Source organism: Sorangium sp. So ce131 (assembly GCF_051519095.1).
GTDB lineage: Bacteria > Myxococcota_A > Polyangia > Polyangiales > Polyangiaceae > Sorangium.
Map to the genome: position 1 here is coordinate 12,871,099 of NZ_CP150455.1, position 13,790 is coordinate 12,884,888.

The 13,790-nt window shown below is 70.4% G+C and carries 11 protein-coding genes; 8 read left to right on the top strand and 3 right to left on the bottom strand.

Annotation, left to right across the window (positions count from 1 at the left end):
* Positions 1–46 precede the first annotated feature (46 nt).
* Complete coding sequence (locus WMF43_RS46770; protein ID WP_437675264.1) at positions 47–2,641, bottom strand: PAS domain S-box protein; 2,595 nt, start codon at positions 2,639–2,641, stop codon at positions 47–49.
* A gap of 123 nt (positions 2,642–2,764) precedes the next feature.
* Here WMF43_RS46770 and WMF43_RS46775 point away from each other — a divergent pair, with 123 nt between their 5' ends.
* From WMF43_RS46775 to WMF43_RS46785, 3 genes are all read left to right on the top strand, one after another.
* Positions 2,765–4,276, top strand: a complete 1,512-nt coding sequence (locus WMF43_RS46775; protein ID WP_437675266.1) for an ATP-binding protein — start codon at positions 2,765–2,767, stop codon at positions 4,274–4,276.
* A gap of 82 nt (positions 4,277–4,358) precedes the next feature.
* Complete coding sequence (locus tag WMF43_RS46780) at positions 4,359–5,018, top strand: MarR family winged helix-turn-helix transcriptional regulator (protein ID WP_437675267.1); 660 nt, start codon at positions 4,359–4,361, stop codon at positions 5,016–5,018.
* Positions 5,019–5,477: 459 nt separating this feature from the next.
* A complete protein-coding gene (locus WMF43_RS46785) occupies positions 5,478–6,062 on the top strand; it encodes a protoglobin domain-containing protein (protein ID WP_437675269.1) in 585 nt (194 codons plus the stop codon).
* Positions 6,063–6,096: 34 nt separating this feature from the next.
* On the opposite strand, the gene WMF43_RS46790 is transcribed toward WMF43_RS46785, so the two are convergent.
* Positions 6,097–7,584 (bottom strand): PLP-dependent aminotransferase family protein, encoded by a 1,488-nt coding sequence (locus WMF43_RS46790; protein ID WP_437675271.1) that lies wholly within the window; start codon positions 7,582–7,584, stop codon positions 6,097–6,099.
* Positions 7,585–7,648: 64 nt separating this feature from the next.
* On the opposite strand from WMF43_RS46790, the gene WMF43_RS46795 reads away from it, so the two are divergent.
* The 4 genes from WMF43_RS46795 (at position 7,649) to WMF43_RS46810 (ending at position 11,125) form a co-directional block, all read left to right on the top strand.
* Positions 7,649–8,146, top strand: coding sequence for a cupin domain-containing protein (locus WMF43_RS46795; RefSeq protein WP_437675273.1), 498 nt, complete (start codon positions 7,649–7,651; stop codon positions 8,144–8,146).
* Positions 8,143–9,036, top strand: coding sequence for a dihydrodipicolinate synthase family protein (locus tag WMF43_RS46800; protein ID WP_437675275.1), 894 nt, complete (start codon positions 8,143–8,145; stop codon positions 9,034–9,036). Before WMF43_RS46795 ends, WMF43_RS46800 begins: the two co-directional genes overlap by 4 nt.
* 81 nt (positions 9,037–9,117) lie before the next feature.
* Positions 9,118–9,339, top strand: a complete 222-nt coding sequence (locus WMF43_RS46805) for a hypothetical protein (protein WP_437675277.1) — start codon at positions 9,118–9,120, stop codon at positions 9,337–9,339.
* A gap of 37 nt (positions 9,340–9,376) precedes the next feature.
* A complete protein-coding gene (locus WMF43_RS46810; RefSeq protein ID WP_437675279.1) occupies positions 9,377–11,125 on the top strand; it encodes a hypothetical protein in 1,749 nt (582 codons plus the stop codon).
* A gap of 141 nt (positions 11,126–11,266) precedes the next feature.
* On the opposite strand, the gene WMF43_RS46815 is transcribed toward WMF43_RS46810, so the two are convergent.
* Complete coding sequence (locus WMF43_RS46815; protein ID WP_437684221.1) at positions 11,267–12,505, bottom strand: glycoside hydrolase family 11 protein; 1,239 nt, start codon at positions 12,503–12,505, stop codon at positions 11,267–11,269.
* Positions 12,506–13,132: 627 nt separating this feature from the next.
* Here WMF43_RS46815 and WMF43_RS46820 point away from each other — a divergent pair.
* Positions 13,133–13,537 (top strand): hypothetical protein, encoded by a 405-nt coding sequence (locus WMF43_RS46820; protein ID WP_437675281.1) that lies wholly within the window; start codon positions 13,133–13,135, stop codon positions 13,535–13,537.
* Positions 13,538–13,790 lie beyond the last annotated feature (253 nt).

A 13,790-nucleotide genomic window follows, 5' to 3' on the forward strand; every position in this document is an offset into this window, starting at 1 on the left:
CGGCGACGGCCCCTGGGCCGGCCGCCGCGCCAGGCGCCCGCGCGCCCTACCCGGTCGCGGGGTGGGACGACGGCGCCGGAGCAAGATCCGGCTGGGCGCCGGTCGAGGCGACCACGCGGGGCAGCTCGACCGAGAACGTCGCGCCGCGCCCCGGCGCGCTCTCCACCCGCACGGCGCCCCCGTGCTGCTCCACGATGAGCCGCACGATCCAGAGGCCGAGGCCGAACCCGCCGTAGTGCATGACCGACGCCGCGCGCTGGAATCGCTCGAAGATGCGCGCCTGGTCGCCGGGCGCGATGCCGATGCCGCGGTCCTGCACGGCGAAGCGCACCCGCGCCTCGTCGGCCTCGACGTGCACGTCGATCGGGGCGCCGGCGCCGTACTTCACGGCGTTCGACAGGAGGTTCGTGATCACCTGCTCCGTGCGAGAGCGGTCCCAGCGCACGAGGACCTCCGGGCTCCCGAGCAGCCGGATGGGCGAGCCCTGGCCCGGCGTCTCCTGGAACCTCTCGATGCTCTCGCGGAGCAGCGCGACCAGGTCGAAGTCCTCGGCGTGCAGCGGCAGGCCCCGCGCCGAGATCCGCGAGACGTCGAGCAGCTCGTTGACGAGCGCGCTCAACCTGAAGACGCTCCGGTGGATGGTGGCGAGCTTCGGGCCGAGCTGCGCCGCGCCCTCGGGGGCCCGGCCGAGCCGGATCGCCCGGCGCAGGCTCTCCACCTGGAGGAGCAGCGCGGTGAGCGGCGTCTTGAGCTCGTGCGACGCGATGGAGAGGAACTCGTCGCGCACCCGGACCGCCTCCTGGAGGCTCCGCAGGAGCCGCTCGCGCTCCTGCTCGAGCCGCAGGCGCTCCGTCTCGTCGCGGGTGTTCATCACCGCGCCGGCGGGCGCGCCGTCCGCGCGTCGCAGCGGGGACGCGCTCGCCGACAGGACGCGCGCCGAGCCGTCCGGCCGCCGGACCTGGCAGCCGACGCTCTCCACCTTCTCTCCGCGCAGGGCGCGGTGGAGCGGCGTCTGCGCGGCGGGCATCGGGGCGCCGTCCGGCGTCAACAAGCCCGCCGTGCGCGCCCACGCGTCGATCGTCAGCTCCGTGGCCGGCCCGAGCTGCCGCTCGGCCTCCGGGTTCATCAGACGGACGACGCCGTGCTCGTCGACCATGACGATCCCGTCGCCGCTCTGCCCGATGATCCGCCGCAGCGCCGCGTGCTCGGCGGCGCGCCTCGCCTCGCTCTGCCGGAGCGCGTCCTCGGCGCGCTTGCGCTCGATCCCCTGAGCGACCGTGTCGGCGATCGTCGCGAGCGCGTCGAGCACCTGCCCTTGCAGGGGCCTCCGCGCGAACATCGCCATGACGCCGATGAGCCGATCCTCGACGAGCAGCGGATATCCGGCGAAGGACACCATGCCCTCGCGCCGCGCCCATTGCTTCTCGCTCACCTGCGGGTCGTTCAGGACGTCGTTGGTCATGTGCGGCCGGCGCTCCTCCGCGATGCGGCCGATCTTGTACTTGCCCACGGCGATGCGGCTGTGCGCGCCGTCGAGGTGCGTGTACATCCCCGCGCTGGCGCAGAGCTCCAGCGTCTGCCCGCGCTCGTCGAGCAGCCAGATGCGGGCGAACGCCGCCTCGAGCTGCGCCCGGATGGCCTCGGCGCAGCGCTGCACGAGCTCATGCATCGCCCCGGGGCGGGACAGCGCCGCGCTCACCTCCGCCCGGAGCGCGCTCGTGAGCGCCTGCGCCGCGAGCAACTGCTCGCTCCGCTTCCGCTCCGTGACGTCGACGAACGTGACGATGGCGCCGACGACCTCTCCTTGCCTGCGGACGGGGCGGGACCAGCACTCGACGGGGAAGCTCGTCCGGTCCGCGCGAAAGAGCGGCTCGCCGTCGAGGTGCGCGGCCTCCCCGCTCCGGAGCGTGCGGCAGATCCGGCACTCCGAGTCGGGCAGCGGCGCTCCGCTCTCGCGCGTGTGGTGGGTGAGCGGGTGCATGGAGCGCCCGACGAGCTCCGCCTCGTCGCCGTACCCGAGCAGCCGCACGCAGGCCTGGTTGGCGAACGTGCACCGCCCCGCGCGATCGAGCCCGTAGATCCCCTGCTCGGTCGACTCGAGCAGCGCTTGCGCCCGCGCCTCGCTCTCGCGGAGCGCCTCCTCCGCGAGCCTCGCCCGCGTCACGTCCGTGGAGACGCCGCGGGCGACGAGCCCTCCGCCTGGCGAGGCCTTGCAGCGGACCAGCTCGCTGCACAGCCATACCGTGCGGCCGTCCGCGGCGACGAAGCGGTGCTCGATGCGCTCTGTGGCCCCCTCCGCGAGGACCTTGCGCACCAGCGCGAGCAGCCGCGGCCGGTCTTCCGGGTGCTGCTGCCTCCAGAACAGCCCGTCATCGACCGCCCAGCGCTCGGCGGCGTGCCCGAACAGGTCCCTCGCCGGCGCGCCCACCACCGACAGCTCGAGCGCGTCGCCGCGCACTTCCCAGACCAGCGCCTCCAGCGCACCAAGCAGCGCCCGCGCCCCGTCGTCCTCGGCCGGTGCGTCTTGTCCGTGCTCGGAAGGCGCCGGGCTCTGCTGGCAGGCGTCGGATGGCTCCCGGTACGTATTCCTTGTCCGGCCCTGGAAGTCGCTCTCCAGACGAACCACCTGCCACACTAGCATACGCGCAGCTCCTCGGAGCGGCTCGCGGGCCCTCTCGACGGCTTGCGCGCCGCGGGCCGGCCGCCTGCCGGATGCGGACGGAGGCGACCTGGGCGAGGATGGCGCGGAGGGTAGGGACACTCCGTGCGGCTCGGGATCCGGCTCCAGCTCTTGATCGCGCTCGGCTCGCTGCTCGTGCTGGCGTTCGTGCCGCTCTTCTTCGCGGTCGCGAGCCTCACCCGCGCCACGATGGGCGGCGTGCGCGAGTCGAGCGCCCGCGCGATCGGCCGCGCGATCGCCGGGCACGTCGCCGCGGCGCGCGCCACCCGATCCGCTCCGGGCCTGTCGCTCCTGCTCGAGGCGCAGCTCGGCCCGGACGGGGCGTCGGCGGTCGGCGTCTACGACGCGGCGGGGGCGCTCGCGGATCGCGCCGGGGAGCCGGACGTCGCGGCGGCGCTGCCGGCCTCGGTCGGGCTCGGCGCCGAAGTGCTCCGGGCGGTGCGCACGCCGCGCGGGGGCGCGATCCTGGTCGTCGTCCCGGAGAACGGCGGCGAGGGCGCGGGGCGCGCGCGCGAGGCCGGCGCCGGCGCGGTGGCCGTGCTGGTGCCGACGGACCCGTCGACCGTGCCTGCCGCGCCGCTGGTCCGGATCGTGGCGCTCTACACCGGCGTCGTGGCGCTCGCGCTGCTCGTGTTCGCGTACTTCTCGATGACCCGCCTCGTCGTGCGGCCGATCGACCAGCTGTCGCGCGCCGCGCGCCGCGTCGCCGGCGGGGCGCGCGATCTCGAGGTGCCGCGGGCGGGCGCCCGGGAGCTCGCGCAGCTCGGCGCGAGCCTCGCGCTCATGACGGGCCGCCTCCGCGCCGACGAGGAGTCGCTGCGGGCGAAGATCGAGGAGGTCGAGCGTTACGCCGCGGACCTGAAGAGCGCGCAGGAGCGGCTGGTCCGCTCCGAGCGGCTCGCCTCGGTGGGCCGGCTCTCCGCGGGGCTCGCGCACGAGATCGGCAACCCGATCGCGGCGATCCTCGGCTTCCAGGAGCTGCTGCTCACCGGCGGCCTCACGCCGGCCGAGGAGCGCGACTTCCTCGAGCGGATGAAGCGCGAGACGGAGCGCATCCACAAGATCCTGCGCGACCTGCTCGATTTCGCGCGGCCGGCGGCGCTCGGCGCGGGGGAGGCGGAGGGCGCGGGGCGGGCGGGGGAGGAGCCCTCCGGGTCGGTCGCGGAGGCGATCGAGGACGTGCTGTCGCTGGTGGCGCCGCAGAAGGCGTTCCGCGGGGTCGAGCTCGCGCGCGAGGTCGCGCCCGACGTGCCGCGCGTGCCGCTGTCGCAGGGGCGGCTCGTGCAGGTGCTGCTGAACCTGCTCCTGAACGCGGCCGACGCGGTGCCGCGCGCGGGCGGGCGCGTCTGGGTGCGCGCGTCGCGGGGCGCGGACGGGGGCGCGCAGATCGAGGTCGAGGACAACGGGCCGGGGATCGCGGAGGCGGTCCGCGAGACGCTGTTCGAGCCGTTCATCACGACCAAGGAGGTCGGCGAGGGGACGGGGCTCGGCCTCGCCGTGTGCCGGGGGCTCGTCGAGGCGGCCGGCGGCGCGATCGGGGTCGGGCGAGGCGAAGCGGGCGGGGCGCGGTTCGTGGTGCGGTTGCCGGCGGCGTAGCCAGCCCCGCGCGGAGCACCGCAGGCCTCCCTTGACGCAGCCCTTCCTTGACAACTTAGGACTCCTAAGTTAGATGAGGGTCATGGGTCGCTCGCTCCCGCTCTTCTTCGAGGAGAACTCGGAGCCGATCGATCGACGCATCGCGGTGGGGCTTCGAAAGCTGGGGCTCGCCATGAAGCTGCAGGCGTGGGAGCAGGCGAGCCACGAGGGCCTGTCGCCCACGCAGGGTCAGATCCTGGCGACGCTCTCGCTCGAGGGGTCGCTCAGCGGGAGCGAGCTCTCGCATCGCCTGGGCGTCACCCTGGCGACCATCAGCGATTCGGTCCGAGCGCTCGTCGACAAGGGAGCTGTCGTCAAGCGCCCGGACCCGCGCCACCCGCGAGCGAGCCTGATCGAGCTCACGCCGCACGGGCGCGCGCTCGCGCAGAAGGTGACGACGTTGCCCGACGCCATCGTGTCCGCGGTGAGCGCCCTCTCGGCGTCGGAGCAGGAGGCGTTCCTGGCCGGGGTCGTGAAGATCATCCGTTCCTTGCAGATCAGCGGGCATATCCCGGTGAGCCGCATGTGCGTCACCTGCAAGTACTTCCGGCCGAACGTGCATGAAGGGGCGCTGCCCCACCACTGTGCTTTCGTCGACGCGCCGATGGCGGGCCGACATCTGAGGATCGATTGCGGTGAACACGAGCAGGCCGAAGAGCAGCAGCGCGAAGACGCGTGGCGGCGCTTCTCCCAGCTCGACTAGAGCGGTGCTCCTCCTCGCGAGATACGGGCGCTGCCGCCAGGCAGGCGGCGGCTAGACCACCGATCGCGTTGATCGAGCGAGAAGATGAGGCGCCAAGGACGCCAAGGCGCCAAGGACGCCAAGGACGCCAAGGACACCAATTCAATATCTCTCTCTTGGCGTTCTTGGCGCCTTGGCGTCCTTGGCGTTTCGAAATTCTGCTCGTTTCAGGTCGCTCCAGGGCACTGCTCTACATGCGATAGCTCTCCCGAGGCCTGTCCCTGGTTCCTCGCTCCGGGCCCGTGCCTCCGCGGCCTCGGAGCGCAGCCGGCGCGCGCGCCGGCCCCGTCGTGAGGAGCCGAGGCCGAGCTTCGGCGGAACAACCTACCGGCCAGTCGCCGTCGCGACGACCGTCTTGACTCCCCGAGCGCGTCGCTCGGGGTGAGCGCGGGGTATTGCCCGCAGAAGGAGTGGACGATCATGAGCATCCATGGATACACGTATGGAACAGGCGCCGTCGCGAAGTCCCCGGTCCTGCCAGCCGACTTCGAGAACATGAAGAAGAGCGCCCTCTTCGGAGAAGAGGACGTGAGATACCTGCGCCTCTCGCACGATGTCGTGAAGGATCAGATCGAGCAGATCCTCGACGTCTGGTACGGCTTCATCGGCGCGAACCCGCACCTCCTCGCGTCCTTCACCGGCAAGGTCGACGGCAAGCCGCTCGGCGACTACCTCGGCGGGGTCCGCAAGCGCTTCGGCCAGTGGATCCTCGACACGGCGCGCGCGGAGTACGACCAGAAGTGGCTCGACTACCAGCACGAAATCGGCCTTCGTCACCACCGCATCAAGAAGAACAAGACGGACGGGGCGCCGTCGACCGACGTGGTGCCGTTCCGCGACCTCTTCGCGCTCATCTTCCCGGTGACGCTCACCCTGAAGCCGTTCCTCGCCAAGAAGGGCCACTCGGCCGAGGACGTCGAGGGGATGCACGCGGCGTGGCTCAAATCCTGCCTGCTTCAGCTGACGCTCTGGAGCTACCCCTACGTGAAGGAGGGTGACTTCTGACGCGCTGACCGCGCTTCCCTGCCCCGGCCCGTGATCATCGGCGCTTCGGGCCGGCATCGGGCCGGAGACACGCCTCCAGCGTGTCGCAGATCCTCGACAGCTCCTCGACCGTGTGCGCCGCGAAGCCGAAGCGAAATGCGGGTACGGACCCGGCCGCGACGTGGGCAGACCCCGGGGTGAGCGCCAGGCTGCGCTCACGCGCGCGCTCCACGAGCTCTTCCGAGGTCAAACCGTGAAGGCGCATCCAGAGCGCCAGCCCCCCGCCAGGCGGGTCGCACGCGATCGCGGCGCGCAAGCGTGGCCTCGACGCGAGCTGCTCCAGCAGGTGGTCACGGCGCTGCCGGTAGAGCTGCCGGGCGCGGCGCGCGTGGCGCTGGACCTCGCCGTCTTCGATGAGCTCGGCCACGGCGCGCTCGAGCACGACGTCTCCCTGACGATCGAGCAGCTCACGGACCGCCCTCAGGCGCGCGACCACGGGCGTGCCCGCGATGATGTACCCGAGCCGCAGGGCGGGAGCGATGAGCTTCGAGAGCGAAGCGATGTAGACGCAGCGCGACGAGATGTCCTTGGTCGCAGCGAGGGGCAGGAGCGGCGCGCCCTCGAAGTGGTACTCGTAGTCGTAGTCGTCCTCCACGACGTAGAGCTGGAAAGACTCGCAGATCCGCCGCAGGTGCATCCGCCGCTCGGCGGACATCGCGACCGTCGTGGGGTACTGATGGTGCGGCGTCACATACACGGCCTTGAGGCGCCCCTTGAGCCGCCTGGCGTGCGCCTCCAGCTCGTCCGTCCGAAGGCCATCCGCGTCGACGGGCACATGGACGACCTCGGCCCGAGCGAGCTGGAAGGCGCGCCAGGCCGGCGCGTAGCCGGGGTGCTCGGCGGCGACGACATCCCCAGGCTCCAGCATGGCCAGCGCGAACAGGCTCAGCGCGCCTTGGCTGCCGCGGGTCAGCACGACCTCCTCCGAGGTGCATGAGAGCCCGCGAGCGTGGTTGACGAAGCCCGCCAGGACCTCCCTGAGCACGGGATCACCTGCAGCATCCCCGTAGCCGAGGCCCGTCCGCGCCAGCGCTCGGAGGGCGCGCCGCTGGGCGCGGGCGAGCTGCTCCACGGGCGCGATCCGGGCGTCGGGGACCCCATCGTTCACCGCGATCGCGGCGGCGCGCCGCCGGCCGAGCCCCGCATCGACGGAGCGGCGGCCCTCGGCGTCGCCGACGGCGAGCGTCGGGAGGTTCTGCGCGACCCGGGTGCCGCGGGCGGGCAGCGCCTCGAGCCACCCCTGGGCCACCAGCTCGCCCACGGCGGCGACGACGACCTTCCTGTTGACCTTGAGCTGCGCTGCGAGCGTCCGGCTGCCCGGGAGCGTCGACCCCGGCAGGAGCCGCCCGCGCTGGATCTCCTGGACGAGCGCGCGGCTCAGCTGGGTTTGCAGCGGCACGGACGCGCCGCCGTCGAGCGTCAGGTCGAAGCGCCAGGGCCGACCAGCTGGACCCGTCGACATGTTCGTTCTGGAGCCTGTCACGGGTCCAGTCTCGCGCTATCCCTTCTCCTGCGCAAGACGAACTTCGCGCTGACAAGGAGCACCCATGAGCGAACGGTTTCATTCAGCAGACTTCGACAAGACGCCGCCGCGGCCTCGCGTGGTGATGCCAGAGAAGCTCGCGCACCCGGCGGTGGAGTCCGACGGGCATCACGGCGACTACTCGAAGGCGAGGAAACACCCGGTCTTCTTCGTGGACCTCCCGTCGCACGCGATCAGCATGACCATCGGCTGGCTCGACCCGGGGCAATCCTCGAATCGGCACCGGCACACGTACGAGACCGTCCTCTACGTCCTGGAGGGAGAGGGCTACTCGTACGTGGGCGGGAGGCGCGTCGACTGGAAGCAGGGGGACGCGGTCTACGTCCCGGTGTGGGCCTGGCACAACCACGTCAACACCGGGGCGGGGCGGGCGCGTTACCTCGCCTGCGAGAACGCGCCGGCGCTGCAGAACATGGGCGGGGTCGCGCTGCGCGAGGAGGTGCCCGACCGGGGCGATCAGCTCTTCGACAAGGACCACGAGGCGAAAGGAGGCGCGCGATGACATCCTCTCTCCGCGGAATCGTCGCTTACCCCATCACGCCGTTCACGGAGGCCGGGCGCGTCGATGAGCAGCTCCTCGGGCGCATCGTCGACGACATGCTCGCCGCGGGCGTCCATGCGATCGCGCCGCTGGGCAGCACCGGGGTGCTGCCGTACCTCTCCGACGAGGAGCGCGAGGCCGTCGCCGACCTCGTCGTCAAGCGCGTGGCGGGCCGGGCGCCGACCCTGGTCGGCGTGTCGAGCCTCACCACGGAGCGGACCGTGCGCCACGCGAAGTACGCGGAGAGGGCTGGCGCCACCGCCGTGATGATCATCCCGATGAGCTACTGGAAGCTCTCGGACAAGGAGATCGTGGCGCACTTCGACGCCGTCGCGAAGGCCATCTCCATCCCGATCGCCGTGTACAACAACCCGGCGACGGGGGGCCTCGACCTGAGCCCCGACACGATCGCGCGGCTGCTGCGCATCCCGAACGTCACGATGGTGAAGGAGAGCACTGGAGACGTGAACCGGATGCACCGGCTCGTGCAGCTCTGCGGCGATCAGGTCGCCTTCTACAACGGGAGCAATCCGCTCGCGCTCGCCGCGTTCGTGGCCGGGGCGCGCGGCTGGTGCACGGCCGCCCCGCACGTCATCCCTCGCCTCACCGTCGAGCTCTACGACGCGGTGACGCGCGGCGACCTCGACGCCGCGCGGCGTTCCTTCTACCGCCAGCTGCCTTTCCTCCAGTTCATCGTCACGCACGGCCTGCCGCGAGCGATCTCGGCGGCCCTCGAGCTGATGGGCACTCGGGTCGGGCCGCTCCGGGCGCCGCTCTTGCCCCTCGAGAAGGAGCGGGTCGAGGAGCTCCGGCGCATCCTGGTCGATCTCGCCGTGCTGCCATCCGCGTGACGTATTGAGTGTGCCAGTAGCGGAGGTGCACCTGGCGACACGTTGACAGGGCCAGTCCCGCCCGGGTGAAAGGACGTTTCCATGAGTTCAAGAGCACAGACGAACATCCGCCGCGCCTTGCCCATCGTGCTGGCGCTTCTCTGCGGCGCTTGCAGCAAGGAGCTCGGCGATGGGCCCTGGGCGGGCGCGGCGGGCGGTCCGACCCACCCGACGGGCTCGACGCGCGCCGGCGCGGCCCTCGATCCTGCTTCCGCGGAGCCGGCCGCGGCGCGGCGGGTTCAGCAGCTCTCGCGCTTGTACTAGCCAGCGAGACCAGACGCGCAACGCCGCCGCAGCTCAGATGAACACCACCCTCCAGCAACGTGCCAGAGCAGCCGGGGCCGCCCCGAGCCGCCGTCATTTCATCGCCTGGTGCCTCGCGGTCCTCGCCGGCACCGCGGCGCTCTTCTCCCTGATCCATCGGTACGCCGCCGACTACCCCCTCGCCCTCGATATCACGAAGGGCGCGATCGCGGCCTCCGCCGCGCTGGCCCTCCTCTACGAGGCGCGCCGCGCACGGCAGGGACGGCCGATCGCCGAGCGATGGAAGCGACGCGCCGCCTTCGGGTTCTCGGCCGTGGCGGTCGTCGCCTACTTCGACGGCCTTCACTTCGCCTACCCCTCCTTCTACCACCGCTGGGAGCACTACCATTACTACCTCGGGGCCAAGTACTTCCCTGAGATGGCCTACGACGACCTCTACAAGTGCACGGTCATTGCGCAAGACGAGCTCGGGGTCGTCACGTATACGGACGAGCGCACCGGTCAGCCCATCACGCTCGACATGAGCGCGGAGGTGCGCGAGCCGGACAAGAAGATCCGGAACCTCGGCGTGGACAACCTCTTGATCCCCGTGGGCGGGTTCCTGGAGCACCCCGAGATCTGCAAGGCGCGCTTCTCTCCTGAGCGCTGGGAGGCCTTCAAGGCGGACGTGCGGTTCTTCCGGACAGCCTCGGAGAAGGGCTACTGGGAGGACATGGCCAAGGACCACGGCTACAACCCGCCGCCGGTCTGGACGATCATGGGGCGCATCCTGGCCGAGCTTCATCCGGCCACGACAGGCTACCTCCAGCTCCTCGCCAGCTTCGATATCGCCTACCTGCTCGGGGTGTTCGCTGCCCTCTGCTGGGCCTTCGGGTGGCGCGTCTGCGCGGTGGCGGTGATCTTCTGGGGGTGTCAGTCCCCGGCGCCGTTCTTCTGGACGGGCGGCGGCTTCCTCCGGAACGACTGGCTCTTCTTCCTCGTCCTCTCGGCCTGCCTGGTGCGCAGGAGGTACTTCAAGCTCGCCGGCGCGAGCATGGTCTACGCAGGCCTGCTCCGCATCTTCCCGGGCATCGTCGTGATCGGGTGGCTCACCGTCGCAGGGGGCTACCTCCTCCGGCACAGGCGCATGGCGCCGTCCCACGTGCAGGTGCTCCTCGGCGGCGTCCTGGCCGCGGCCGTGCTGATCCCCGTGAGCCTCGCGGTCGCCGGCAAGGACTCGTACCGGCAGTTTTACGAGCACACGCTCGAGGTGCACGACCGGACGCCGGTGACGAACCACATGGGCCTGCGGGTCCTCGTGGCCCACAGGTTCGGAACAGGGGTCGAGTCCGGCAGGATGAAGTACACGAAGGACGCTGCGCTCGCCGACCCCTTCGCGGTGTGGAAGCGAATGCGCAGCGAGCGTTATGCGGAGCACCGGAGCGTCGCCTACGTCGTCATCGCCGCGAGCTTCGCGATCTTCGTCTACGTAGCTCGGCGGGTACGCTCGCTCTGGGTGGCGGAGTGTCTGGCGCAGATCTTCGTCATCCTGCTGTCACAGATCACCTGTTATTACTACGTGTTCATGATCTTGAGCGCCCCGCTCACCCGATTGAGGCGGCACCTCGAGGTTGCCCTCCTCGGCATGGCGGCGCTCAGCCAAGGCATCTGGAGGTGGAGCTCCTGGAACGACGACAGGTACACGCTGCTCACCGCAGCGATGCTCGCGTTCTGCTATTTCCTGCTGTACACGTTCGCGCGGGGGACCCGGCAGGGCCCTGCGAGCGCGGCGGCGCTCGCGAGGTAGAAGCAGGCGCGAGCGGCGCCGCACGATGAGGCCGGGGGCCGGCGATCGTCGACCAACATCGACTTGGGGAGATCTGGAGCGGTTCTCCTCCACCTCCGGTACACGCGTCACAGCGCGGCGGTCACCCGCAGACGCCTTCGCTCATTCCACGACGACCTTCGCCGTCGTGAACTTGACCGTCCCGCTGTTGGACTGGGCCTCGACCAACAGCTTGATCTCGTGCAGGTTCCCCAGGGGAAGGCCGAACGCTTCCCACTGGGTGAAGTGCTCGGAAACGGAGATGGTGCCGCACGTGCGAGCCTTCCGCCGGATGCTGAAATACTGATCGAACGTCTCGCTTGGACCCGTGATGGCCGGCTTGTTCACGCGGGTTTTCTTCCACACGTCGTAGGTCTCGCCATCGGCAGTGAGCGTGCCCACCTCGTCCCGCGGCGTCCCGTCGGAGGAAAAACCTCCCGGCTTCTCGCTCCCCCAGTCGTCGAGGATGTAGAACTCGCGCAGCGGGTTGACGGTCCAGCCGTAGATGCCGATGTACGTCAAGCCACCGCCCTCCTCCGTCTTGGTATGTGCGAACTCCGCCGAGATGGTGCCGATCTGGGTGTGCTTCCGGGTTTGGTTGAAGTCGAGCCCGACGCGCGCCAGGAAATCCTCGACGCCGTTCCATTCCGCGCTGAACGTGGCGTCGACGCCGTGCACGGTCATGCAGCCCGACCCGCTTCCTTCCGCCCAGAGTTCATAACCGTAACCGTGGCCCGCATTGCCTCGGCTGTTCGAGCAATACTCCATGCCTCCGGTCAGGGGTGTCGCTGGCGGGCAGGTGGTCGTGGCGCCGCCCGTGGACCCCCCGCCGTCACCGGCGGAGCCACCTCCACCCGTCGCTCCGCCCGCACCAGGGGGCTCACCGCTGCTGCTCCCGCCGCCACTCCCCGTCACGCCTCCGGTACCGGGGCTAGCGCCCGCGCCCCCGGCGCCCGGTTGATCACCACTTCCGCTCCCGCCGGTCGATCCTGCGATCGATCCGCCGCTCCCGGCTTCGTCCTTCCCCTCCCCGGAGCCGGCACAGCCCGTGAAGACCGCGGCGGTCAGGCAAGCGGCGAGGGGACCCAGCGACCAGCGTGACGGAACGAGAACCATCATGGTTGGAGCATGCCCGAGTATTCGCGTTTGGGTCAAGCGAGGCGAAGTTGGAAAATTCGTCGCCGGGTTGCCGCATCGGGCAGAAGTTTCCAGACCCGCGCGAACATCCACTTCACTTCGTCGCGCCCGACACTGTCGAGTCATATCGTGACCTTGTGTTCGATCACCCTCCAGATCTCCATGCAGGGAGGTAGCAGCGGCCGTGTAGCGTGGATTCGGGTCCGGCAGCGCCCCCTCCTGCATCCCGAAGAGCGGCTCGGCCACGCCGAGCCTTTCTTTCAAGGCGTTCCGTTTACGCCGCCGGCTATCTAACGCATCGGACCGGCTTCATAGGCGCGAAATCCACGCTGAGATCACCGTCGTTGCCTGCGGGGAACATCCTGTCCGCATCGCCCCGGGACATCGCCGCGGCTGGGTCCCTGCCAGAGCGCGGCGGTCTTCAAGGACGTGCACTGCGGCGCGCGATCGACAGCTACTCTCCGGGCCCGGGGATCGCGGACTCGGTCTCGTGGTGCGACGTCGCGTCGGCCCCTTTGCGGGCAACGCGCAGCCACCGCCAGCGCAGAGGGCCTGCCGGACGCCTTCGAGGGTCGCCAGGCGGCGCCGCGTGCGGCACGGACAGGGCCAACCTCAAGGCTACCCCGCCATCGATCCCGCGGCCCTCGGCGGTGATTTCACCTGACAGACGATTCTCATGTGCGTCACGGTAGGAAAGTATGTCGCGATCCCCTTCAACTCGCCGTGGACTGACGCCGCCGAGGACGGCGCTGGCAGCCGAGCGCGTCTCCCGCCGGTGAGCGCGAGCCGAGCGTGCCCCGACCCTGCGACTAGGGGGAGATTCCTGAGCCCGCTTGCTGTATGAACGGACCCATGGAGATCAAAGATCTATCCGACACCCTGCGCGCCGACCCTCGCTTCACCACCCGTCGCAAATGGCTGATCCTGAGCGAGTTCGTCTACACCCCTACGCGTGAGAAGGTGGAGGAAGGTTTCCGCTACTTCACCTGCCCTGTCGAAGCGCTCACCGCCGCCCTGGCGAGGCGGGACTTCGCCGCCATCGCGAAGCTCCCCTTCGCCCTGGACGCGGAGGGCGAGCCGGACACCTCCGCCGTGCGCCTGGATGTCGCCTACACCGCGTCCGGTGCACTCGCCGCCTTCCAGCCCGTGGAGTATCGCGAACACGTGCCCACGCCCCTGTCGACGCCCGTGATCCTCGAGGGGGCCGAGGCCCAGGCGCTCCGCGAGACGCTGCGGACGATCGACCAGTCCGCCTAGTTCGGCCTGTCAGAAGTCTCGGCAGGGATCACGGCGAGAGAAGAGAGATTTCAACGCAAAGGCGCAAAGGCGCAAAGGCGCAAAAATACAAAAGAAAATTCTGGTTTGCGCCTTTGCGTTGATGACATCTGCTCGAACAGCGGGGCGACCTTGCAGGGTGGGGCCGCTGGACGGCCGCCGAACAACGACGGGCATGCTCGATCACGGAAAGAGGTCGAGGCGCCGCGCCCCCGCCGCGCTGCCCGTGCGTCCA

Bases quoted from the DNA above. Each gene is read 5' to 3' on its own strand.
- WMF43_RS46795 (WP_437675273.1), top strand. From the start codon at position 7,649: ATGAGCGAACGGTTTCATTCAGCAGACTTCGACAAGACGCCGCCGCGG.
- WMF43_RS46815 (WP_437684221.1), bottom strand. From the start codon at position 12,505: ATGCAGGAGGGGGCGCTGCCGGACCCGAATCCACGCTACACGGCCGCT.
- WMF43_RS46810 (WP_437675279.1), top strand. From the start codon at position 9,377: ATGAACACCACCCTCCAGCAACGTGCCAGAGCAGCCGGGGCCGCCCCG.
- WMF43_RS46820 (WP_437675281.1), top strand. From the start codon at position 13,133: ATGGAGATCAAAGATCTATCCGACACCCTGCGCGCCGACCCTCGCTTC.
- WMF43_RS46770 (WP_437675264.1), bottom strand. From the start codon at position 2,641: ATGCTAGTGTGGCAGGTGGTTCGTCTGGAGAGCGACTTCCAGGGCCGG.
- WMF43_RS46780 (WP_437675267.1), top strand. From the start codon at position 4,359: ATGGGTCGCTCGCTCCCGCTCTTCTTCGAGGAGAACTCGGAGCCGATC.
- WMF43_RS46785 (WP_437675269.1), top strand. From the start codon at position 5,478: ATGAGCATCCATGGATACACGTATGGAACAGGCGCCGTCGCGAAGTCC.
- WMF43_RS46805 (WP_437675277.1), top strand. From the start codon at position 9,118: ATGAGTTCAAGAGCACAGACGAACATCCGCCGCGCCTTGCCCATCGTG.
- WMF43_RS46800 (WP_437675275.1), top strand. From the start codon at position 8,143: ATGACATCCTCTCTCCGCGGAATCGTCGCTTACCCCATCACGCCGTTC.